Origin of the sequence: Vibrio fortis (assembly GCF_000695685.1) — a bacterium.
GTDB lineage: Bacteria > Pseudomonadota > Gammaproteobacteria > Enterobacterales > Vibrionaceae > Vibrio > Vibrio fortis_A.
Map to the genome: position 1 here is coordinate 402907 of NZ_JFFR01000033.1, position 20909 is coordinate 423815.

22 protein-coding genes are annotated in these 20909 nt (G+C 45.8%); 13 read left to right on the forward strand and 9 right to left on the reverse strand.

What is annotated here, in order from left to right:
• Nucleotides 1–3: 3 nt before the first annotated feature.
• Complete coding sequence (locus VFDL14_RS00105) at nucleotides 4–450, forward strand: DUF3429 domain-containing protein (protein WP_032553831.1); 447 nt, start codon at nucleotides 4–6, stop codon at nucleotides 448–450.
• A gap of 42 nt (nucleotides 451–492) precedes the next feature.
• Here VFDL14_RS00105 and VFDL14_RS00100 read toward each other — a convergent pair whose 3' ends face one another.
• Nucleotides 493–1059 carry a sugar O-acetyltransferase gene (locus VFDL14_RS00100; protein ID WP_032553832.1) on the reverse strand — a complete coding sequence of 189 codons (567 nt, stop codon included), beginning with the start codon at nucleotides 1057–1059 and terminating at the stop codon, nucleotides 493–495.
• 114 nt (nucleotides 1060–1173) lie between these two features.
• Nucleotides 1174–2172, reverse strand: a complete 999-nt coding sequence (add, locus tag VFDL14_RS00095; RefSeq protein WP_032553834.1) for an adenosine deaminase — start codon at nucleotides 2170–2172, stop codon at nucleotides 1174–1176.
• A 125-nt stretch (nucleotides 2173–2297) separates the two neighbouring features.
• On the opposite strand from add, the gene VFDL14_RS00090 reads away from it, so the two are divergent.
• Complete coding sequence (locus tag VFDL14_RS00090) at nucleotides 2298–3233, forward strand: LysR family transcriptional regulator (protein WP_032553835.1); 936 nt, start codon at nucleotides 2298–2300, stop codon at nucleotides 3231–3233.
• A 4-nt stretch (nucleotides 3234–3237) separates the two neighbouring features.
• Here the strand turns inward: VFDL14_RS00090 and VFDL14_RS0123610 are convergent, their stop codons facing one another.
• Nucleotides 3238–4002, reverse strand: a complete 765-nt coding sequence (locus VFDL14_RS0123610) for an AraC family transcriptional regulator (RefSeq protein WP_032553836.1) — start codon at nucleotides 4000–4002, stop codon at nucleotides 3238–3240.
• A 99-nt stretch (nucleotides 4003–4101) separates the two neighbouring features.
• On the opposite strand from VFDL14_RS0123610, the gene VFDL14_RS00085 reads away from it, so the two are divergent.
• The 3 genes from VFDL14_RS00085 to VFDL14_RS00075 all read left to right on the forward strand — a co-directional run bounded on the left by VFDL14_RS00085 (nucleotide 4102) and on the right by VFDL14_RS00075 (nucleotide 7018).
• Nucleotides 4102–5283 (forward strand): Bcr/CflA family efflux MFS transporter, encoded by a 1182-nt coding sequence (locus tag VFDL14_RS00085; protein ID WP_032553837.1) that lies wholly within the window; start codon nucleotides 4102–4104, stop codon nucleotides 5281–5283.
• Between the two features lie 161 nt (nucleotides 5284–5444).
• Entirely contained in the window at nucleotides 5445–5966 is a 522-nt protein-coding gene (locus tag VFDL14_RS00080) for a TetR/AcrR family transcriptional regulator (RefSeq protein ID WP_032553838.1), read from the forward strand.
• Complete coding sequence (locus tag VFDL14_RS00075; RefSeq protein ID WP_032553839.1) at nucleotides 5963–7018, forward strand: alcohol dehydrogenase family protein; 1056 nt, start codon at nucleotides 5963–5965, stop codon at nucleotides 7016–7018. The genes VFDL14_RS00080 and VFDL14_RS00075 overlap by 4 nt, the downstream gene beginning before the upstream one ends.
• Nucleotides 7019–7108: 90 nt before the next feature.
• Here the strand turns inward: VFDL14_RS00075 and VFDL14_RS00070 are convergent, their stop codons facing one another.
• A complete protein-coding gene (locus tag VFDL14_RS00070; protein ID WP_032553840.1) occupies nucleotides 7109–8188 on the reverse strand; it encodes an HDOD domain-containing protein in 1080 nt (359 codons plus the stop codon).
• Nucleotides 8189–8460: 272 nt separating this feature from the next.
• On the opposite strand from VFDL14_RS00070, the gene VFDL14_RS00065 reads away from it, so the two are divergent.
• On the forward strand, nucleotides 8461–8775 hold the full coding sequence (locus tag VFDL14_RS00065) for a hypothetical protein (protein WP_032553841.1): 315 nt from the start codon (nucleotides 8461–8463) through the stop codon (nucleotides 8773–8775).
• A 57-nt stretch (nucleotides 8776–8832) separates the two neighbouring features.
• Here the strand turns inward: VFDL14_RS00065 and VFDL14_RS00060 are convergent, their stop codons facing one another.
• The 3 genes from VFDL14_RS00060 to VFDL14_RS00050 form a co-directional block, all read right to left on the reverse strand.
• Nucleotides 8833–9321: a Fur family transcriptional regulator gene (locus tag VFDL14_RS00060; RefSeq protein WP_032553842.1), complete on the reverse strand. Its 489-nt coding sequence runs from the start codon at nucleotides 9319–9321 to the stop codon at nucleotides 8833–8835.
• A gap of 247 nt (nucleotides 9322–9568) precedes the next feature.
• Nucleotides 9569–10471, reverse strand: a complete 903-nt coding sequence (locus VFDL14_RS00055) for a homocysteine S-methyltransferase family protein (RefSeq protein WP_032553844.1) — start codon at nucleotides 10469–10471, stop codon at nucleotides 9569–9571.
• A gap of 184 nt (nucleotides 10472–10655) precedes the next feature.
• Nucleotides 10656–11465 (reverse strand): SDR family NAD(P)-dependent oxidoreductase, encoded by an 810-nt coding sequence (locus VFDL14_RS00050; RefSeq protein ID WP_032553845.1) that lies wholly within the window; start codon nucleotides 11463–11465, stop codon nucleotides 10656–10658.
• A gap of 231 nt (nucleotides 11466–11696) precedes the next feature.
• On the opposite strand from VFDL14_RS00050, the gene VFDL14_RS00045 reads away from it, so the two are divergent.
• Complete coding sequence (locus VFDL14_RS00045) at nucleotides 11697–13076, forward strand: MATE family efflux transporter (RefSeq protein ID WP_032553846.1); 1380 nt, start codon at nucleotides 11697–11699, stop codon at nucleotides 13074–13076.
• A 117-nt stretch (nucleotides 13077–13193) separates the two neighbouring features.
• Here VFDL14_RS00045 and VFDL14_RS00040 read toward each other — a convergent pair whose 3' ends face one another.
• Entirely contained in the window at nucleotides 13194–14033 is an 840-nt protein-coding gene (locus VFDL14_RS00040; protein WP_032553890.1) for a DMT family transporter, read from the reverse strand.
• 265 nt (nucleotides 14034–14298) lie between these two features.
• Between VFDL14_RS00040 and VFDL14_RS00035 the strand changes: the two genes are divergently transcribed.
• The 5 genes from VFDL14_RS00035 (at nucleotide 14299) to VFDL14_RS00015 (ending at nucleotide 18827) form a co-directional block, all read left to right on the forward strand.
• The gene (locus VFDL14_RS00035) at nucleotides 14299–14688 is read left to right on the forward strand and encodes a VOC family protein (protein WP_032553847.1); all 390 of its coding nucleotides are present in this window, start codon (nucleotides 14299–14301) and stop codon (nucleotides 14686–14688) included.
• Between the two features lie 44 nt (nucleotides 14689–14732).
• Nucleotides 14733–15227 carry a hypothetical protein gene (locus VFDL14_RS00030; RefSeq protein ID WP_032553848.1) on the forward strand — a complete coding sequence of 165 codons (495 nt, stop codon included), beginning with the start codon at nucleotides 14733–14735 and terminating at the stop codon, nucleotides 15225–15227.
• 237 nt (nucleotides 15228–15464) lie between these two features.
• Entirely contained in the window at nucleotides 15465–16013 is a 549-nt protein-coding gene (locus VFDL14_RS00025; protein ID WP_032553849.1) for a carboxymuconolactone decarboxylase family protein, read from the forward strand.
• A gap of 282 nt (nucleotides 16014–16295) precedes the next feature.
• Nucleotides 16296–17735, forward strand: a complete 1440-nt coding sequence (locus tag VFDL14_RS00020) for a 6-phospho-beta-glucosidase (protein WP_032553851.1) — start codon at nucleotides 16296–16298, stop codon at nucleotides 17733–17735.
• Nucleotides 17736–17831: 96 nt separating this feature from the next.
• Nucleotides 17832–18827 carry a LacI family DNA-binding transcriptional regulator gene (locus VFDL14_RS00015; protein WP_032553852.1) on the forward strand — a complete coding sequence of 332 codons (996 nt, stop codon included), beginning with the start codon at nucleotides 17832–17834 and terminating at the stop codon, nucleotides 18825–18827.
• Between the two features lie 79 nt (nucleotides 18828–18906).
• Here VFDL14_RS00015 and VFDL14_RS00010 read toward each other — a convergent pair whose 3' ends face one another.
• A complete protein-coding gene (locus VFDL14_RS00010; protein WP_032553853.1) occupies nucleotides 18907–19896 on the reverse strand; it encodes a zinc-binding dehydrogenase in 990 nt (329 codons plus the stop codon).
• A 248-nt stretch (nucleotides 19897–20144) separates the two neighbouring features.
• Here VFDL14_RS00010 and VFDL14_RS00005 point away from each other — a divergent pair, with 248 nt between their 5' ends.
• Nucleotides 20145–20705: a sugar O-acetyltransferase gene (locus tag VFDL14_RS00005; protein ID WP_032553855.1), complete on the forward strand. Its 561-nt coding sequence runs from the start codon at nucleotides 20145–20147 to the stop codon at nucleotides 20703–20705.
• Nucleotides 20706–20909 lie beyond the last annotated feature (204 nt).

Below are 20909 nucleotides of genomic sequence, written 5' to 3' on the forward strand. Positions count from 1 at the left end.
GATATGTCACAAACAAGAAGCACCATGCTAAGGCTAGGTTATCTTGGCCTGATACCTTTTGCGTTCGGTCTGTTGTTGATGTTGTTAGACGCTCAGTTTTTCTCTTTGGGAGGAGATCAGCTCTTTGTCAGCTACAGTGTTGTCATTCTGAGCTTCCTATCTGGTGTGCTGTGGGGCAGAGCCATTGACTACCCAGAGCAAAGCTTGAGCCGCAACGCGCTACTGTTGAGTAATGTTTTTCTGTTGATTGCATGGGCTGCGTTATTGCAAGGGGCTGGCAGCACCAGCCTCACTATCACAGTGCTAGCGGCGGGGTATATCGCAGTCTGGTTCTCTGAATACCAACTTAGGCCCCAACCTCAAAACCAATTGCCAGAAGGGTACATGGGCATGAGGGGAATCCTTACATCCAGTGTCGTGGTGATGCATGGCGTTGCCTTGCTCGGTTAATAAAAACGGCCATCATTGTGATGGCCGTTTTTATCAGTATGTTTAGCTACTTTGCTTATCAACATCGAGCCTGCGAATCAGCTTTGCTGGTGTTCCACCATAGAGGCAATCAGGTGGTACATCGCTGTTGACTACTGAGTTTGCAGCGATCACTGAGCGAGCTCCAATAGTGACGCCTTGATTGATCACGCAGTTACCACCAATCCAAGCGTCGTCTTCAACCGTAATTGGTTGGCAAAAGGTTTCCCATTTACGACGGCTTAGATGATTCAATGAGTGAGAAGCAGTATAGAGCTGTGCACTCGGACCGATCATTACGTTGTTGCCGATCTTAATGTTCGCGCCATCTAGCATCACCACATTCATATTGATGAAGGTGTCATCACCTATCTCGATGGTCTTTCCGAACTCACAATGGAAGGGAGCGCGCACGATACTCTTGCCTACTTTTCCAAATAGGTTGGTTTGCAAGCGTTCTTGCTGAGAGGCATCTGTACTTCGGTTAAATTCAGAGAGAGCATGCAGGGCATGAGTACGCATTTGGTCGATTTCTTGATCGGCGCCATCGAAGATCTCGCCTGACAACATTTTTTCGAGTTCTGTTTTCATCTCTGCACTACTCGTTAGTCAATCTTGAATATAGGTTAACGACAAATAGGTAATAAAAAAGAAAAAAGCTTTCGCCTTTCTCTTCCTGATTTATCTTGCGTTACTCAAACCTTATTAGATTTGGTCTGCGAAGCTCATAAGGTGTTGTTTTACTTCGTCTGAAGCAAACGCGTTTTCTACAGAGTATTTGTAGATTTGAGCGTAATCTTCTTTGGTTAAGTCGAACGTTTCACATACACGCTTAACTTCGTTAGTCATGGTTGTGTTCGATACTGTGCGGTTATCAGTGTTGATCGTTACCACGATACCGTCTTTCTGGAATTCAGAGATAGGGTGGTCGCTGAACTTATGAATACACTTCGTCTGAACGTTACTTGTTGGGCATGTTTCTAGCGCTACTTGCTTCTCTTTCACGATGTTGTACGCATCTTCGTTACCTTGGATGTGAACACCGTGACCAATACGTTCAGCGTCTAGTAGCGTTACCGCGTCGTAAACGTTTTGACCGTGCCATTGCTCACCAGCGTGTACTGTCACACGGTAGCCTTTTTCGATAGCGTATTTTGTGTACTCTGGGAACTCTGCACAGAAACCTGGCTTCTCACCACCCGCGATATCAAATGCTACGACACCTTTGCCTAGGTAAGCTTGGCCTGCATCGATCACGTCTTTGATAGAGTCTTTCGGGAACATACGAAGAACAGAAAGGATGTAGTTACCTTTGATGTCGTACTTCTCTTCTGCACGCTTCATGCCTTTCACAGCGCTTGCGATGATCGTATCAAGCGACAGACCTTTGTTTACGTGAAGAATAGGTGCAAAACGCACTTCAAGGTATTTCACGTTCTCAAGAGCTGCGTCTTCGTAAAGCTCGTAAGAGATACGCTCAATCGCTTCTTCAGTTTGCATTACTTTAAGTGGTAGAGAGAAACACGCTAGGTACTCATCTAGATTCTTACAGTCTTCTGGCACAGTAAGAGACTCAACTACGGCATCACGGTCTGCAGGTAGCTCAATATCGTATTGCTTTGCAAGATCAATGATGGTGTCTGGACGAACGCTTCCGTCTAGGTGGCAGTGAAGATCAATCTTAGGGAGTGCTAGAAAGTTCATGAGTATTCCTTAGTTCTATTATTCTTGAGTAGTTAACTCATAGGTTATATGGGTCTAAATTACCAACTTCATGATATGATTGAAAGTGACATAAAATCATTTTTGATGTGAATCTGAGGAATATCATGGTTGATGTGAAGCGATTACTGAAGTGCGATATGAATCTTTTGCTCTGCTTGCACGTTTTACTCGAAGAGCGCAGTGTAAGCAAGACCGCACAGCGAATGTTTTTGAGCCAATCAGCAGTGAGTAAACAACTCACAAAACTTCGGACTTTGTTTGATGATCCTTTGTTCGAACGTGAGTCTAAAGGTCTGTTTCCAACGCCCAAAGCGCTGGAAATTGCCCCGAAAGTGCATCAAATATTACTCCAAGTTGAACAACTTACTGTGCCTGAGGATTTCGACCCTCTTGGTAGTGAGCGCACCTTTAACATTGATCTCGTCGAGACGGCCTACACCGCTATTTACCCTAAGTTTATGCCTAATGCGCTTGCACAAGCTCCGAACATCACCATAAACAGCACGACATGGACCGGTGAAACCTATAAACGCCTGTTAAAGCGAGAGGTGGACTTCGGTATTGGCATTTTCGAGCTAGACGAGCGCGCCAGCACGCACGTACATAGTATTCCTTCTGATCTCAATTACGTTGAGCTACTTCAAGATTATTCAGTCTGCTTAATGCGTAAAGATCACCCAGCATTGAAGGAAGAGTGGAACCTAAACACCTTCCTCAAATATCGACATATTCAGTTGGTGACGGGTGGGGTAGGCGATTGGTTATTGCTAGAAATACTGCAAGCGAAGCAGCTCAAGATTAACAAGGCGGCTAACGTCTCTGATATATCGAGTGCCGTGAAGCTCTGTAAGCAAAGCGATCTATTGATGTGTTACCCCTATAACTCGGTAAGAGACTACATCGAGAGCGGTGAACTGGTGATGAAACAGATACCGATAGAGCTGGTACCGGGTGGTCTATTCTTACTGTGGCACCGTTATTACGACTCTGAACCAAGCCACAAATGGCTGAGAGAGCTCATTATTGAACAGACTCGATAGTTGCTTATCGATTAAACGCCAAGGGTGTCTTGCCTGTCTGTTGTTTGAAGAAGGCAATGAAGGCGCTGTCAGATGAGAAGTCTAGTTGATGTGCGACCTCAGATACGGGCAGTGGGGTGGCGAGCAGTTCTATGGCTTTCATTAATCGCCACTGCTGACGCCAATCTTGGTAGCTCATGCCCGTTTCAGCTTTAAAAATGCGACTCATCGTTTTGGTGCTCGCACCTGACTGGCCAGCAAGTTCGGTTAGGCTTGGCGGTAAGAACTCAGGCTTTGGCACTTGTTGGTGAAACCTAGTCAATCGACGATCTTGTGGCAGTGGCAGCACCAAAGATTGAGTCTGCGCATTGTAAAACTCTTCCCAAAACAGCTCGGTTGCCTTGCTGGTCCGCTCGGGTTCAATATCCCAATCCCACAATGCCATTCGATTGATGAGCGCCTTGAGGAGCTCATCTACATCCACGGTTGTAATGGTGTCAGGGCAACTAAACTCACCCACGTCGAAGTAAATAGAACGGTAAGCAACTACATTAGTCATTTGTGCGCGATGCACTGTACCTGGAGGTATCCACACTGCCTTGGTTGGCGGAAGAATACAAATGGCTTGCTCCAAGGTCAGCGTAATACAGCCGTGAGGTGCATAAAGTAGCTGTCCTTTTTGGTGCTGATGAAGCCCAGAATCATGTTGCCCGACATCAGCTGCAATTCCGACCACCTTTGCCTCGATGGAGTCAGCATCAAAATGAGTGTTGGGAGTGATCAGTGCCATTTGTCCGAATCTTGATGTTTTTGGTTTTAATGTTGTTAATGGGTCAAGGGTAGGTTGCTCTACACTGCGCGTCAAGTTGATTGATTCGGAGAAACAACCATGAAAATAAAACCGTCATTGTGGCAAATGGTACTGCTATTGATGCTTCCACAGGTCGCAGAAACCATTTATAGCCCAGCGTTGACGTCTATTGCTGACGCTTATGCCGTCAGTTATTCGCAAGCGGCTCAAACCCTCTCTGTCTATTTCGGCGCATTTGCACTTGGTGTGGTGGTATGGGGTGTATTGGCTGACCGCTTAGGAAGACGCATCACCATGTTACTCGGCCTAATGGTATTTGTGATTGCGGCGAGTATCGCTATCTCTACTGCGAGTTTCACTGTGCTGATGATGGCGCGAGCATTGAGTGCTTTTGGAATCGCTGTGGGGTCTGTGGTCACGCAAACCATGCTGAGAGACTGCTTCACCAGTGAAGAGTTAAGCAAGGTCTTCGCCTATATGGGGATTGGTATTTCCATCAGCCCTGTATTAGGCATGTTGTTGGGAAGCCAGTTAAGTGCATTGGGTGGCCATAAATGGGTTTTCTTAGCATTGCTACTGATGGCGTTAGCCGCGTTGTTACATAGCCTCTTTACGTTGCCTGAAACTAAGCTGTCTGAAACCAAACTAAGTGAAACGAATCAGCCTGATACTAGCGTTGCTCTCAAATCGCTCGCTTTAACCATGCTCAAAGATCGCCAAATATGGCTATCTGCACTGCTAGTGAGCGCTTACAACGTAGCTCTCTTTTCATACTACCAATTGGGCGCATTTACCTTTGCTCAGATGGGGATGAGCAATGAGCAGTTCGGTTATAGCGGCGCGGTGCTAGGCCTCGGAACTCTGGTTGGCAGCTACCTAAACAAAGCGTTACTGGCACGTGGTAAAACGTCACAACAACTTTTGAGACTCGCTGCGTTACTGCTGTTAGTCGGTGGCATTGGTGTGTGGCTGACTCAACACCAAGTCACGTTTTTATTGCCTATGATGCTGGTGGTGATGTCATTTGGGGTTGCGATTCCCAATGTGCTGAGCAAAGCCTTGATCAACTATCGCGCTCAAGTAGGCAGCGCCGGCGCGCTGTTTGGCTTGCTCTACTATTTGTTGATTGGAGGCGGACTGGCCTTGGTTGGCGTCGGGCAAAATCTTGGTGTTAGTTTAGTTGTGTGCGGTGTTATTTCAGTCTCCGCGACCTACTCTAATCAAAAAAAGAACAGAAAGTCTGAACTGGTAACAGGTTGATTTAGTGAGGGTTTAGATAGCGAAGGCTTAGCTATCAGATGGCTGACTATCAACAGTGATTGACAAGGGTAGAATGATCGCTCTACCCTGTAGGTAGAACAACCATTCTACCTTTGTGAGTGCGTTGATGTATTTCCTCTGAAACGTATTGAGATTGCTCTATGTTGAAAGAACAGATTGCTGCAGCTCTTGAAGTTGCATTTAGCCAACACGGTTTTGCTGAGCCAAGTGTTGCTCAATTAAAAACAGCTTGTGGTGTGAGCTTAAGAACCTTGTACAAACATTACCCTTCAAAAGAGGCGATGATTGTTGGAGCTCTTGAACATCGTCACCAGCGCTATTTAAGTCTGTTACTCGAAGAAACACCGCAAAGCGCTGAAGAGAGCATCGATCACGTGTTTACTCGGCTTCAAAATTGGATGGAAGAGTACGCACCACACGGTTGCTTGTCGATGAACGCGATTGCTGCGTTTCCTGACAATGAGTTGATCAACCAAGCCGTACTCGACCACAAACATGAAGTGCGAGCTCTGTTAGGGCAGTTGAGTCACAACGAAGCGTTATCTACCCCACTATTTCTATTGCATGAAGGCGTTTCAAGTGCATGGCTTGTACTCGGCCAAGCAGCCGTCGCTTCTGCGAAAAACACAGCTAAAACGCTGTTAATTGAGGATTCATTATGAGTTTTGATGTACCAGCAACGATGAAAGCCGTTGAGATGTTAGGCCATGGCGGAGAAGAGATGCTGCAATACCGAGAGAATGTTGCGGTTCCAACGCCCGCACCTAACGAAGTACTGATTAAGGTGATGGCGGCGGGTGTTAACAATACCGACATTAATACGCGTATTGGGTGGTACTCGAAGAGCGATGATTCTGATGATGCCAGTTGGTCTGGTGAGTCTTTGAAATTCCCACGAATTCAAGGTGCAGATGTGTGCGGTGTTATCGTTGCAGTGGGTGAGCAAGTTGATGAGTCTCGTATTGGTGAGCGTGTGATGATCGAACCATGTCTAACAGAAGTGTATGGTCGAGAACTCCCTCAGCCTTGGTACTTTGGTTCTGAGTGCGACGGTGGCTTTGCTGAATACACTAAGGTTGCATCTAAACATGCTTACGCGGTTCAAAGTGAACTGTCTGACATTGAGCTTGCTTCATTTCCTTGCTCCTATTCAACCGCAGAGAACATGCTCACTCGTGCTCAAGTCGCTGAAGGTGATCGCGTGTTGATCTCGGGTGCTTCTGGTGGTGTAGGCTCTGCCGCGATTCAGTTGGCTAAAGCGCGTGGCGCGTATGTGATTGCGATAACCAGTCCGAGCAAGAATCAACAACTGTTAGATCTCGGTGCGGATGAAGTGATTCCTCGAGACGCGAACCTTATTGAGACGCTTGGCGTAAACAGTGTGAATGTGGTGATTGATTTGGTGGCGGGTGACCAGTGGCCGCAGTTCTTGGAAGTGTTAAAACCAGGTAGTCGCTATGCCGTCTCAGGCGCAATCGGCGGTGCGATGGTAGAGCTAGATGTGCGCACTCTTTATCTTAAAGACCTAAGCTTCTTTGGTTGTACAGTACTTGAGCCTGAAGTGTTCCAAAATCTGATTAATCGAATCGAAAAACAACAGATTCGCCCGATCGTGGCTCAGTCTTTCTCATTGGCTGATATTCATCAAGCACAGCAAGAGTTCTTGAAGAAAAACCATGTTGGTAAGATTGTATTGGAAGTCGCGCAAGGCTAAAGATAATCGACTATCTACAGAAATCAGAAAGGGGCCCATTGGAGCCCCTTTTATTGTTTTTACGTAACTGCCCGTTTCTATAAGTGTCTGTTACGCAACGTTAAGTTCAGCTGCTTCGGCTCTGATCGTTTCGACAATCGCTAATGATTTTGGCTGTGCTAAGCGTTGCTCACTGCGCTTCTCAAAAGTCTCAAGATCGATGATCTCTGATCGCAACAGAGATTGCAGTTCGCTCAGGTAGTTGGCTTCTAGCACCGCAATAGCTAATGGCGTTGCCGAAAACTTCTGTGATTCCTGATAAGCGATCGCTAAAAATACTGATTCCGGTAGCTCCCAGAACTTGGCAAGTGTGTAGGTCAGCTTGATGGAATAGCTGTTGATCAATCGTTTAAAGGCGGTGGAGTTCGGCGGAACACTCGGGTCAACATGACGGAATGCTTCTACCATCACTTGGAAGATGATCATCTTGCCTAAGTTACGAATAAGTCCAACAAAGTAGGCCGTTGACTCGTCTTCGTTCGAAGTGCTGTCTTTAAGTAGTTCTCTCGAGTAGCAGGCCGTTTGTAGGCTGTGATCCCAAATCTTCTCACCAAACTGACGCCAGTAGATGTTCAATGTTGGGGAGAACTCTTTCAGATAGGCGTTAATTACACCCTCAATCAGACCTTGTGAGCCCATATTCATGAATGCGGTCTTTAGATTCGTGACCTCTTTTTCAGAGCGGCGGTAGCGTGCGCTGTTTGCCAGCTTGATCATATCAGCTGCCATGCTTGGCTCTTTGTCGATGACTTTCAATAGAGTTTCAACATTGAAATCTTCACTCTTTAGTTCACTCATTAAAGTCGTGATCGAAGCAGGCATGACTGGTAGTTCATTGAGCAGAGCCTTTGGCGACAGAAGCAGTTTTTCAATACGTGCTGCAACGAAATCACTGAATGGGTCTGATTCCGTGTTCAATCGAGATTCCCCAAACAGATAATTCAGAAAATCCGCGTCATGCGGGCTGAGAGGTTTATCGGCTCTTAATGTGTGCTGAGGCGTTGCTGGTTGAGTCACCTCTGATTGCTGCTGTTGAGACCGGCTTTCAACGGTGTTTACTGATTCTTGCGAGGTTTTTAATGGTTGCCCCTTCAAAGAAGGGAATAGTGCTTGCAACACTCTTTTAAACATTGAGTGGGATCCTAAAAGAAAAACATAATGCGAATAGGCTAGGGTATGTTGACTTTTCGTGGTTAAGTTTTGCTAGAAAGATCAACACGTCCTAATACCCACAATTATCTCATAGGAAATGCATAAATTAAATCAATGGAAGTTTTCCAGATTACAAACCCTTACGCATGGTTACTCATTTGTTAAAGGCTGTCGGCTATAGTGCGCCCGAGTGTTAATAATTAAATAATCAATAACACCGTATTGGGATAATAATTTAGAGAGAGATTTTCATGCTTGTCTTTACAGCAGATTCATTAAGCTTGGTTTTGGATTTACTAAAAACAGCCGATTACGCGCAGCACAACATTTACTTTAATGACGGCCAACACCAACATCAGCTGGTCGGTTTTGAAGTGAAATTTGAAGATTTTGAGTGCAATGGTATGTTCCAACGTTTGGAAGTTGGCTACAAAATGAAGATGTCTTCAGCAGAGTTGGTCGAGTTCTGTTTTCATAACGGCCAGCTGAAAATGGAACCGATGAAAGCTATCGCACCAAAGCATGATATCGGTACACCGTCTAAAATTGCTGAGTATAATTTCTAATAAGTCGTGCTAATACACCCTTTATTTGAGCTGGGCACACCTGCCCAGCTTTTTCATTTACGTACTTCCACAGCATGTCTTTTCTTGTTTCAGGCAATCATCACAAACACAATTTATCTCTAGTTGCGGACTAATCACGGTAAAGCCTTCTTCTCGCGCATTGGATTGCAAATCCATGATCAGCTTGGGGTCGATGGTTTGTTCACTGATCTTGTCACACTTAGAGCAGATGAAAAACTGAGGGATGCCGTGTTCATGCTCACAAAGGATATGCGAGCAAGCAATGTACTTATTGGACACCTTAAGTTTATGAGCCAAGTGCTCCTTTTCTAAAAACTCAAGAATACGATAGACGGACATAGCTTGAATCGTCTTATCCAAATGATCTCGGCAGTAGTCAACAATGTCATAGGCAGAGAGTGCTTTTCCTGACCCAATCAGAGCACGAAGTATTAGGCGTCTTGTCGCGGTTAGCTGCTTACCACGCGCTTTAAAGTTGTTTTCGACATGTTTGAGCTGAGCATCAGTATCTACGGGCTTTGTCATTAAACATTTCCATTATGAGAGCTGTATATATCCATAAGATGTTATGTTATATCATAGCTTTTGAGGCGTCCGAAGAGCAAGCAAATGCGAGGTAAAGCGTGTCCTAGATGGTGTTCTTGTATAAAACAGGGACCAAATAGAGTTGTGATAGCAATGAGCGACTAAGAGATGGAGGAAACGGTAATAGGAACGAGGAGAAGAGGTATCACCGCCTTACAGGCAAACGGCAAGGCAGTGATTGATAACTTTATTGCTCAGTCAGCGTTAACTTCCAATCGCTGAGCGCTTTAATGTGTTTAGGACCAATGCCACAGCAACCGCCAATGATGGTTGCGCCCAGTTGGTACCAACGTTTTGCATAAACTAGGTAGTCTGCTGGAGACAGTTCTCGCATACACTGTAGAGTATCATTCGCCTCATGTTTGCTGCTGATCGGTGCAAAATTGTTTGCATAAATACCAATCTCAATTGTGCTGCTTAACTCAATCAATACCTGTTTGGCATCTTTGATTGCTTGCTCCATCACTTCCGGGACTGAGCAGTTAAATAGCACCGCTGCTGCGTTGGATTGAACCGCCAGCTTGATAGCATCGGTCACGGCTTGCCCTGATCGCAGCGTTGCTGCAGAGCCCGTTTCGTCGCTCAGGCTGAACGCGTAGTAGCAAGGTTTATCTGACTCTTTCAATACGTCATGAATAGCGCTGAATTCTTCCAAACTGCATAATGTTTCGACCATCCACAAATCTACGTACGGTGCTTGCGCGTCATACAAAGTTTGCACGATAGGCTTTGCTTGCTCGGCCTTGAATAGATCCGGTCGGTAGCTGCCAAATGGAGGTGGAATCGCACCCGCAACCGCAACTGTGTGATTCGCAGACTGAGCAACTGATTGCGCCAGTTTTCCAGATAACTCTGCGAGTTCAAAGCCTTGCTCAGAAAAAAGCTGCTCACCGAGGTGGAACGGAACACACGCATAGCTGTTGGTGATGATCAGCTCAGCACCGGCATCGATAAAGTGCTGGTGGGCTTGGGTCACAAATTGTGGGGCTTCGATAAGTGCTTGAGCACTCCAAAGTGGCTGTGAAAAAGGAGCGCCAATCTCTTTGAGCTCCCTGCCCATACCACCGTCTAATATTGTGAGTCTGTTCATAGTCATGCTCATATCCGTGACAGAAATTCTTGCGACACCATATCAGACACGATGGATGAAGACTACGTTGCCGTTGCGCTCGAATTGAACTTTTGTTTTATCTGACACCGGGTAGCGGCTTATGGCTGGGAGATGCGATAAAAAGGAAGGAAGATAGCGGCACAATTTGTACCGCTGTTTTCGATTAGGCTTTGGCCTCTATGAGGCGATCTAATGTTTCTACCAGTTGTTGGTTTTTATGGTCATCAAGAGCATCGGCGTGGGGAGGCTTAAATAACCCTGAGTCATTATCAAAGTATTGGCCCGATGCATCAGCAAACTCGTCTGATAATGCTGCTCGGCATAGGATGTCAGCGCCAATGGCTAAGTCGTTGCCATCTAAGCCGTAGGCCTCTTTAACCAGTTTACTGCCCAAAAATGAAGCTGGATTGACGGCAATGACTGAAGGCCCACTTCCTGCCAGCGATTGAGCCAGTTCCATTGACCACATATTAAGAGCGAGTTTGCTCTGCGCATAAATGGGGCCGTGAATATCACCCGCATTAGGGCTGCTCAAGGCATTAAGGTCGACAGGGGCTTGTGCTGCTGAAGATAGATTAATGATGCGACCTGTGGCATCGAAAAGGGGTAGCAACAAGCGAGTAAGTCGGTAGGGGGAGATGGTATTTACTACAAAACGCGTGTCTAGATTATCTTTGGTGGTCACTTCAGGGACGCGGTATACACCCGCATTATTGATCAGAACATCGAGCTTACGATGATCACGGATCACTTGTTGAGCAAACTGTTCGACCTCGGCCAGGACCGATAAGTCAGCAAGATAATGTTCAATGTTAGCCTGCTTAGAGAGGCGACGTAAGCTGGCAGCAACGCGTTCTAATTTGGCGCGGTTTCTACCGTGAATGAGTAGGTGGTGTCCTTGTTGAGCCAATACTCTTGCGGTCTCCAAGCCAATCCCATCGGTTGCTCCTGTGATAAGAATTATTTTTTGCATTATTAACCCTTCAAAAAATAGCTGGAGAGATTCTTATAACAAAGATCATCTGCGCAAAGTTTTTGTCGTGTCACACGGTTACAGAGCAAAAGTGGTCAAATAATGCACGGATCACGAATGGTGCAAGGATTATATACAAAACGTTGAAACTCATTCAGGAATGTTGGCGGTTATCTTTCTCTGTGTGCTCCGTATACTGCATGCTGAGAAAACAGAACAAAGAGCCCAACTATGCCGCTAAGCCTGCCAACCACTCTGCGCATTGTGATAGAGAAAACCTTGCCGTTAACGGTGGGGGTATTTGCGATCATGATGGTTCAGCTAGTGGACTCCATTTTCATTGGGATGCTAGGTGTCAACGAACTCGCGGTGCACGGTATCACCCTGCCATTTCAGGCTGCGTTTACTGGCGTACAAGTTGGAATGGGAGTTGCGGCCACCTCGATTATCTCACAGGCGGTTGGTGCAAAAAACAGCCGCAAAGCTAGCTCTATGGCGACACTGTCGGTCGGTGCGGGTATGGTCACCATCGCTCTGCTCTGTTTTGTCCTGATCTTATTTAGTGATTGGGTATTCCATTCGTTTATTGCTGATGTGCCACCGCAGCAGTATCAATTGTTGCTCGCCGTGTTCAATCAGTATTGGCCAGTTTGGTTAATGAGTGCACTGAGCGTTGCGCTGCTCTACTTGATGACCTGTATCTATCGAGCCAATGGCGATACTAAAACCACAGGCAGCATGTTTCTTGGTGCGAGTATCATTAACCTGATCCTCGATCCGATTCTGATTTTCTGGCTCGATATGGGGATTGCTGGTGCAGCGGTCGCTTCAACTATGGGCTACCTGACTTGTTCGGTTTACATGCTTATCAAAGTGCAAGGCCGTGGTTGGTTTGGCTTGTCTGATGCGAGCAGCGAACAGATCAAACAAGATGCTTCTGAGTTGGTGAGAACCGTGATTCCAACTACCATGAATCAGATTTTGCCGTCAGTGAGCGCTTTTTTTACTATGTGGTTGATTGCTCACATGGGAACCAGTGAAATGGCGTTTTGGAGTCTATTGTCACGCGTTGAGAGCTTCGTTTTGGTGATGTCGTTGGCACTAACCATGTCGATTCCTCCAATGATTGGCCGTTATCTTGGTGCTAAGCAGCATCATAGAATTCCAGAATTACTGAAGACATCGGCGCTGTTCTTACTGACTTTCCACTTGGTGATTGCGGCTGTTTTAGCTCTGAGTAGTGGCTTACTTGCATCCACGTTATCTGACGAAGCGACTATTCAGCACTGGTTTGAAGTTAGCTTGCTGTTCATCCCATTTAGTTTCGGACCACTGGGCTTGTGTATGTTGGTGGCGTCGGTGTTCAATGCACTTGGCTTACCTAAACAGGCGTTAAATGTGTCGTTTGCACGTCTTTTCATCTTCTACATTCCAGCATTATGGATCGGTGCTTCTACGGGAGAGATGATATACGCGGTTGTTGCAGCGTCATGCGCGAATGTATTGGCGGGTGGTTTTGCGTGGCTGCGATTAAGCCGTTACGTTAAAGAGAATATCGAAACGAAATCCACTAAAACTTCATGCCAAGGTACGTTGAGAACGGAATGCTAGAGCTTACTCTGAAGGGAGAGTGGTGATTTTCTTAACTGTTACTCAAACTGTGATTCAACAAAAACGGCCTCGAATACAGAGGCCGTTTTGGTATTGATATGAATGAGGGCCTAAAGCCTATGAAGGCTGTTTGGCTCTTCGTCTCTTGGCTGCTTGAAGCATCGCGTAGGGTGATAAACCAGTAACGAGCATGGTGCCTATGATGACAAAGATAGAGCCAAAGATGGTATTGATACCGATGTGCTCATCTAGGAATAAGTGTCCCCACAAGATACCAAACACTGGGATCAAAAAGGTCACCGAAAGTGCAGGTGATGGCCCCAGTTCATTAATTAGGTTGAAGTAGAGTAGGTAAGCCAAGCCAGTGCAGACAGCGCCCAATAAGATCACCGATGTGGTGATGGTTAAGTCTGGTGCTTCTCTTACTGGAATAAAGAAAACAAACGGCAAAACTAACAATACCGATGCCCACATGCTGCCATGTGCATTGCTGAACGCTTCCACCTTTGGTGCGGTTTTGGTGTAGTTAGAGGCGATGCCATAACTGAGAGCTGCACACACAGCTGCCCCAATTGGAATGATTGCTTCGCTGCCAATATTGACTGCATCCCAGCCAACCAGAATTCCCACACCTGTAACACCAAGCCCAAGGCCTGCGACCACGCGCTTTTCGAGTGGAGTCTTAGTCCACACCGCGCCGATGATGGCCGCCCAGATAGGTGCTGTAGAGTTAAGAATCGACAACGTTGAGGCATTCAGCGTTTGTGCTGCGTAGGCGAATAGCAGAAAAGGCAACGCCGTATTGAACAGTCCAAGTATAAAGAAGTGCCGGGTATGCTCAGTAAACTTGAGTGTCTTCTTTAAATAAATCGAGACGATCAGCAGTGTTAGCGCGGCAAAAAGTACGCGGGCTTCGATCAGCGTAGCGGGGCCAAGCGGTGTGGCGGCTATCCGCATAAAGAGAAAGGAGCCACCCCAAATAGAGGCGAGTATCAGTAGTTTAGCGAAGCTTAGCATGGCGTATGACCTGACCGTTCAAAAAAGCGACTATGGAGCAAATAGTCTTAATACACAAGCTAGTGTTACAAAAATGTTGTTCAGCTCATCTTCAAACTTGGCGATGCTAATCTAGGAACAAAGTGGCCTAATTTTGTTCTGTTTAATGTTCCGGTTTCTTACCCTAATCTATTTGTCGTTGATTGAATGATTAGGAATAGATGCCATGAAAATCGAACACATTGCGATTTGGACGAAACAACTAGAAGTGCTTAAACGCTTCTACCAAGATTACTTCGGCGCCACTTCTAACGAGAAGTATCACAATCCGACTAAGGGCTTTTCGTCTTACTTCTTGTCTTTCGATAGCGGTAGCCGATTGGAGATCATGGAGATGGACTCAGTACCTGAGTCGAAAGATGATATCTACGATCAGTTCACTGGGTTTATTCATGTGGCGATTTCATTGGGCTCAGAACAAGCGGTTGACGATCTAACCCAACGCTTGGTTGAAGACGGTTACGAGCGTTTAGACGGTCCAAGAAGAACTGGCGATGGGTATTATGAGAGTTGCGTTCTCGATCCAGATGGTAATCGACTAGAACTTACGGTCTAAAACGGGCTATTCTCAGTTGATAACATATCAACTCGGATACTTTTATGCGTAAACCTCTTATTAGTCTTCTAGGTTTATCTCTGCTGGTCGGTTGCCAGACGACCAGCGAGGTGGTTGATGAGCCGATTGGGTACTTGGGCTTCCAGGATGGGCAGGTATGGGCAATTCAGTTTAACGATTGTGGTGTTGTAAATTACGTAGAAGCGAAAAAATACCAATGGTTTGATCGTTCACTTGAATCGATAAGTTGCTACCAATTTACGCCTCAGCAAACCATGCCAGCGGTTTCTGTATATGAGTCTCCAAATATGGACAGCCAGCCGATTGAACAGGTTTTGCGTTTTAGTGAATTACAAGTATCCGAATCGGGCTGGGGTACTTTTCCAAGCGTTTATCAAATCCAAGATAATAACTGGGTTCGTCTGAAAGAAGGTTGGATCCACCTATCTGTCGATGATCTTAAGCTGGTTCAGTTCTATCTTGGAGAGCAGAACACTCAATACAAGCAAGCGCATGAACAGTACTATTTAGAACATTGAATAGAGATTATTCTATTTAAAATCATAGTCTTATGCTGTCATCTCATAGAGAGCTACGAGTCAATATCGTGGCTCTTATTGTTTTCATGTCAGTTAATCTTCTCACTTAGATCAAAAATGAATAAAAACTGTTGGGCTTCGATGTTTTAATTTTTGAACGTTCGTTCTAATATGGTTTTATTGATGTCAACTGAGCCTATGTTCGGTTGTCTTTGTAAAACAAACAGGATAAAGACGATGAGCAATTTTAAATTTCATACTATTGAAACAGCACCAGAAGGCAGTAAAGCAATTCTTGAAGGCGCACAGAAACAGATGGGGATGATCCCCGGCCTTTACTCAGTGATGGCTGAGTCTCCAGAAATACTTAATGCGTACAAAGAGCTGCATCAGCAGTTCACGAATAGCTCCTTCGACGCAGAAGAGCTCACCGTTGTGTGGCAAACCATAAACGTTGAACATGAATGTCACTATTGTGTTCCGGCGCATACTGCGATCGCACACTCAATGAAGGTAGATCCTGCGATCACTGAAGCGCTGCGAAACGATGAAGCCCTACCAACTGAGAAGCTGCAAGCTCTAAAAGACTTCACGCTCAGTGTGGTGAGAGGGCGAGGTAATGTTTCTAAAGAGGAAGTAGAGGCGTTTTACAGTGCTGGCTACGGACAGAAACAGGTTTTAGAAGTGATTCTTGGTTTGTCGCAAAAAGTGATCAGCAACTACGTTAACCACCTAGCAGAAACGCCAGTGGACAAAGCGTTCGAACCATTTGCTTGGAAAAAGTAGTCCCCAGTTGCCGGACTAAATCTATTAGTCCGGTGCTTTTCATCTCTCAAAATTTTTATTCCCCTTTCAACACTTTTATTCTCCTTAATATCAAAGGTATACCGATCACTTGGCTCATAAACTTGATCTCTATGATCAAATAAACCGCAAAAACTTATTGTTGAAACCGGTTTCAAGGTGTATCTTTTTGTTATCTTGAAATCGGTTTCAGAGTTGCAGCTTTTAAGTTTGTTACCTTAAACCTATCTATTTTCTGACGAATAACTTGTAGTGAGTGATGGTATGAATAACGAATTTCCAAACGATTTTTTATGGGGTGGCGCGGTTGCGGCACATCAGCTAGAAGGCGGCTGGGATGCGAATGGTAAAGGTGTGAGTGTGGTCGATGTGTTAACGGCAGGCGCTCATGGTGTACAACGTCGAATCACCGATGGTGTGATCGACGGTGAAAACTACCCTAACCAAGTTGCTGTGGATTTCTACCATCGCTACAAAGAAGACATTAAGCTATTTGCTGAGATGGGCTTTAAGTGTTTCCGCACCAGTATCGCGTGGACGCGTATTTTCCCGAATGGCGATGAAGCTGAGCCGTGTGAAGCGGGCTTGAAATTTTACGATGACCTGTTTGATGAGCTATTGAAATACGATATCCAACCTGTTGTTACACTGAGCCACTTTGAAATGCCTTACCATCTAGCGAAAGAATACGGCGGCTGGATGAATCGCAAAGTGATCGACTTCTTTGTTAAGTACTCAACCACGGTGATGGAGCGTTACCAGAACAAAGTTAAATACTGGATGACGTTTAACGAGATCAACAACCAGATGAACACCTCGGCGGACATCTTTGGTTGGTTGTGCTCTGGCGTGAAGTTCCCACAATGCGAAAAGCCACAAGAAGCGATGTATCAAGCGGTTCACCACCAGTTTGTTGCAAGCGCATTGGTGGTGAAAAAAGGTCACGAGATCAACCCAGATCTTCAGATCGGTGCGATGTGTGCGATGGTGCCTTTCTATCCTCGCTCTTCAAAGCCAGAAGACATCATGGTGGCGCAGCAAGCGATGCGTGATCGCTACTTCTTCTCTGATGTCATGGTTCGTGGTCACTATCCAAGTTACGCCAAGCGTGATTGGGCTATCAAAGGTTTTAATATCGAAATGCAGCCTGAAGATGAGCAGATCCTAAAAGAGGGTAAAGCCGATTACTTAGGCTTTAGTTACTACATGTCGAATACCTTGGATTCGTCGTCTCACCAATCTACAGAAGAAGCGATGGACGGTGGACATGAAAACTCGGTAGAGAACCCGTTCATCAAGTCGAGCGATTGGGGCTGGCCGATTGACCCAACAGGCCTGCGTTACTGCTTAGCATCTCTTTATGAGCGCTATGAAGTGCCACTGTTCATCGTTGAGAATGGTTTCGGCGCGGTTGATACCATCGAAGAAGATGGCAGCATTAATGATGACTATCGTATTGCTTACCTTGGCGATCACATCAAAGAGATGAAAAAAGCCGTTGCGATCGATGGCGTTGATCTAATGGGTTACACCCCTTGGGGCTGCATCGACTTAGTATCGTTCACCACAGGTGAGATGAAAAAGCGTTACGGTTTCATTTACGTAGATAAGCACAACGACCAATCAGGGACTCTGGAGCGTAAACGCAAGAAGTCTTTTGAGTGGTACAAAGGCGTGATTGCATCTAACGGTGCCTCTATTTAGAATGCCTGCAATTAAACGGCAGCGAGCGTTGCCGTTTCACTAAGCAATACAATTAGCTGGCTTAGGTCGGCTAATTTTTTATAGAAGGGTAAGTGAATGGTAACCATGCTTGATGTTGCGAACCGCGCTGGCGTCTCGAAATCGACGGTTTCTCGCGTGCTGAACGGCAAGAACATCGTAAGGCCTGACGTTGCCAAGAAGGTCTTTGATGCGATTCAGGAGACAGGCTATCGACCAAACTTGTTGGCTCAACAATTGGCGACCAAGAAGACCAACTTCATCGGCTTTGTGATCACCAATGAGCTGTTCAATGGCCCTTACTTCTCATTTTTGATGTATCACGCCGCTTCTTACAGTGAAAAATACAATCATCAGTTGGTGATCACCGATGGTAAACACAGCGCTGAAGACGAGCGAAAAGCCATTAACTTTCTACTCGATATGAAGTGCGCCGGGATCATCATTTACCCGCAATGCTTGAGTGAATCTGAAATTGCGCAGCTCATCGAGAGTACTGACACTCCCATTCTTGTGCTTAACCGAGAAATGCCTTCGAAGCCTAAGCATGCTATCACTACCGATCATTATCAAAGTGCTTGTGCGATGATGGAGCATGTTATTGAGCAAGGTCATCAGCAGATCGCGGTGATCCGAGGAAAATCAGGGTCATCGACAGATGAACAGCGCTTCGCCGCTTATCGCGATACTTTGTCGAAGCACAAGATTGCTTACGACGAATTGAGAGCCGTACAAGGTGATTGGACAATGGAGAGTGGTTATACCTCAGCGCAGGATTTGTTGGCTAACAACATCTCTTTTACCGCGGTACTGTCGGAAAATGACGATATGGCGATCGGCGCGATGAAAGCCTTTCTAGAGAAGGGCTACAAGCTACCTCAAGATATCTCTATCGTTGGTTTTGATAACAGCAAAGTGGGCGAGTTTTTAACGCCTAGCTTAACCTCTGTGAGCGTTCCATTAGAGCAGATGACGCAAAAGGCGATTCTGAAAATCGTCGGTGACTCAGCGCAAGCAGATGACATCAACACTACGGGTAGCCTTGTCATTCGAGAGTCGGTACTCAGTCGCTAAGATACTCGATTTAAAGGAATGCCTAGAAGGTTCTGGAGTGAATCACTTCTAGGCTGGGGATGTTCGATATAGTGTGAGACTAGTGAGCCAGCTTGGCGATGATTTTGCCAACCGTGCGCTGGTTTCTCATATCCGGCAGCGCGTGACCAATCTCTTCGAGAGTAATTACTTTGAGGTTAGGAACGACTACGTCACCTGATTCAACCAAAGCATTAACGGCGTTGCCTGCGTCGACTAAAGTTTTCATGCCTTTAGCACCATTCACATGACCTGAGCCTAGGCTAAGTTGGTGGAAACTGAGACCTTTAAGGAAAGCATTGTCGTAGCGATCAGGTGCCACGACTTGCACTAACTCAACCATTTCGCCTTCATAAGCCAATACATCAGCAGCAAGTTTGTCGTTATCGCCACCGACGCAATCCAGCGCAATATCCACACCTTGGTCTTGAGTAATCTTCATCACTTCTGCAATGACATCTGAGTTGCGGTAATCAACGGTGTGAGTCGCACCAAGCTCACGAACCGGCGCATGATTGGCTTGTGAGCAAGTCGTAATAATGGTTTTTACACCAAGTGCTTTGGCAATTTGAATTGCAAAGCTGCCTACGCCACCTGAACCACCAGTGATGAGTAAGCTCTCTTTGTTGCTGGCATGCAGTTTATCCACCAAGGCCCGGTAGGCCGTCCACGCAGCGCATGGCAGAGAGGCGGCTATTTCTGGAGAGGTGTTTGGATGGGGAACCAAAGTGCGAGCGTCTTGAATGGCGAGTTCTGCAAAACCACCATGAGCGCGTCGCATATTACCGTGATACAGCACCTTGTCACCCACCTGCCAATTTTCTACCTTGCTGCCGACTGCGATGATTTCACCTGAAACGTCTAAGCCACCAACAAATTGATCGTCCATATTTGGCACCATTCCATGCCAAAAGTTGATTTTTGCATCTACAGGGTTGAGTGCGACAGCCACAACTTTAACCAAGACATCAAATTCACTTTCCAAATTGGGTGTTGGGAGTTCTGACACTGAGAATGTATCACTCGATTTTTGGTAGGTAATTGCTTTCATTATCGCCTCTATTCCATGATCTATTATCACTAGAATAGCGTGCATTTCATAAATTGATAATTATCGATTGTTTAGCCTACCATTACATTTTGTTATTAGGTTATAGGGAAGATTCAGCCTAATTATTGGTCGTCTGTTAGTTATTTTTATTGGCAAAATTGAATCGTAAAAGTGTGCGCAGCGTTGATTATTGTGTCAGTACAAGCCTCTATAATCGGCGAAAAGTTTTTGGTAAGTAGATAAAGAACATGAAAACAGAAAAACAGAAGATGTTGGCTGGTGAGCCTTACTTAGCATGGGATGAAGAGCTGTACGCAGAACGAATCGAGTGTCGTAAGGTTCTACAAAAGCTCAACAATAGTATCCCAGACAGTGACGAGTGGCGTTCTGCCATTAACACCTTGATCCCTGACTCTGAAGGCGCTTATTTAGAGCCACCATTCCGATGTGATTACGGCTCAAACATTAAGCTGGGTAAGAATTTCTACGCCAACTTTAACTGCGTCGTTTTAGATGTAGCAGAAGTGACGATTGGCGACAATGTGCTGTTCGCCCCTAATGTACAAGTGCTTACCGCAGGTCACCCATTGGATGTGAAGAGCCGTGTTGATGAAGGCGTTGAGTTCGGTACGCCAATCTCGATTGGTGACAATGCTTGGATTGGTGCTGGTGTGATCATTTGCCCCGGCGTGAACATTGGCAAGAACAGTGTGATCGGTGCGGGTAGTGTTGTGACCAAAGATATTCCAGACAATGTGGTCGCAGTCGGAAACCCATGTCGAGTTTTAAGAACAATTGATAACGATTAATAGCACCATCAAATAGACAAAGCCCGAACCTAGATTCGGGCTTTGTTTTTTCTATTCTAGCTAGATGCTAGATGCTAGATGCTAGATGCTAGATGCTAGATGCTAGATGCTAGATGTAGCGACTGATGTGGCCCCTAAAAAGTAGACACAGGGGTTTAGTTGATTAGCTCAAAATCCATGGGGCTCACTCCACCTAGAGTCCCA

What these genes read in the sequence shown, in the direction of transcription:
- VFDL14_RS00105 (WP_032553831.1), top strand. Translation starts at nt 4, where the DNA reads ATGTCACAAACAAGAAGCACCATGCTAAGGCTAGGTTATCTTGGCCTG.
- VFDL14_RS00100 (WP_032553832.1), bottom strand. Translation starts at nt 1,059, where the DNA reads ATGAAAACAGAACTCGAAAAAATGTTGTCAGGCGAGATCTTCGATGGC.
- add (WP_032553834.1), bottom strand. Translation starts at nt 2,172, where the DNA reads ATGAACTTTCTAGCACTCCCTAAGATTGATCTTCACTGCCACCTAGAC.
- VFDL14_RS00090 (WP_032553835.1), top strand. Translation starts at nt 2,298, where the DNA reads ATGGTTGATGTGAAGCGATTACTGAAGTGCGATATGAATCTTTTGCTC.
- VFDL14_RS0123610 (WP_032553836.1), bottom strand. Translation starts at nt 4,002, where the DNA reads ATGGCACTGATCACTCCCAACACTCATTTTGATGCTGACTCCATCGAG.
- VFDL14_RS00085 (WP_032553837.1), top strand. Translation starts at nt 4,102, where the DNA reads ATGAAAATAAAACCGTCATTGTGGCAAATGGTACTGCTATTGATGCTT.
- VFDL14_RS00080 (WP_032553838.1), top strand. Translation starts at nt 5,445, where the DNA reads ATGTTGAAAGAACAGATTGCTGCAGCTCTTGAAGTTGCATTTAGCCAA.
- VFDL14_RS00075 (WP_032553839.1), top strand. Translation starts at nt 5,963, where the DNA reads ATGAGTTTTGATGTACCAGCAACGATGAAAGCCGTTGAGATGTTAGGC.
- VFDL14_RS00070 (WP_032553840.1), bottom strand. Translation starts at nt 8,188, where the DNA reads ATGTTTAAAAGAGTGTTGCAAGCACTATTCCCTTCTTTGAAGGGGCAA.
- VFDL14_RS00065 (WP_032553841.1), top strand. Translation starts at nt 8,461, where the DNA reads ATGCTTGTCTTTACAGCAGATTCATTAAGCTTGGTTTTGGATTTACTA.
- VFDL14_RS00060 (WP_032553842.1), bottom strand. Translation starts at nt 9,321, where the DNA reads ATGACAAAGCCCGTAGATACTGATGCTCAGCTCAAACATGTCGAAAAC.
- VFDL14_RS00055 (WP_032553844.1), bottom strand. Translation starts at nt 10,471, where the DNA reads ATGAACAGACTCACAATATTAGACGGTGGTATGGGCAGGGAGCTCAAA.
- VFDL14_RS00050 (WP_032553845.1), bottom strand. Translation starts at nt 11,465, where the DNA reads ATGCAAAAAATAATTCTTATCACAGGAGCAACCGATGGGATTGGCTTG.
- VFDL14_RS00045 (WP_032553846.1), top strand. Translation starts at nt 11,697, where the DNA reads ATGCCGCTAAGCCTGCCAACCACTCTGCGCATTGTGATAGAGAAAACC.
- VFDL14_RS00040 (WP_032553890.1), bottom strand. Translation starts at nt 14,033, where the DNA reads ATGCGGATAGCCGCCACACCGCTTGGCCCCGCTACGCTGATCGAAGCC.
- VFDL14_RS00035 (WP_032553847.1), top strand. Translation starts at nt 14,299, where the DNA reads ATGAAAATCGAACACATTGCGATTTGGACGAAACAACTAGAAGTGCTT.
- VFDL14_RS00030 (WP_032553848.1), top strand. Translation starts at nt 14,733, where the DNA reads ATGCGTAAACCTCTTATTAGTCTTCTAGGTTTATCTCTGCTGGTCGGT.
- VFDL14_RS00025 (WP_032553849.1), top strand. Translation starts at nt 15,465, where the DNA reads ATGAGCAATTTTAAATTTCATACTATTGAAACAGCACCAGAAGGCAGT.
- VFDL14_RS00020 (WP_032553851.1), top strand. Translation starts at nt 16,296, where the DNA reads ATGAATAACGAATTTCCAAACGATTTTTTATGGGGTGGCGCGGTTGCG.
- VFDL14_RS00015 (WP_032553852.1), top strand. Translation starts at nt 17,832, where the DNA reads ATGGTAACCATGCTTGATGTTGCGAACCGCGCTGGCGTCTCGAAATCG.
- VFDL14_RS00010 (WP_032553853.1), bottom strand. Translation starts at nt 19,896, where the DNA reads ATGAAAGCAATTACCTACCAAAAATCGAGTGATACATTCTCAGTGTCA.
- VFDL14_RS00005 (WP_032553855.1), top strand. Translation starts at nt 20,145, where the DNA reads ATGAAAACAGAAAAACAGAAGATGTTGGCTGGTGAGCCTTACTTAGCA.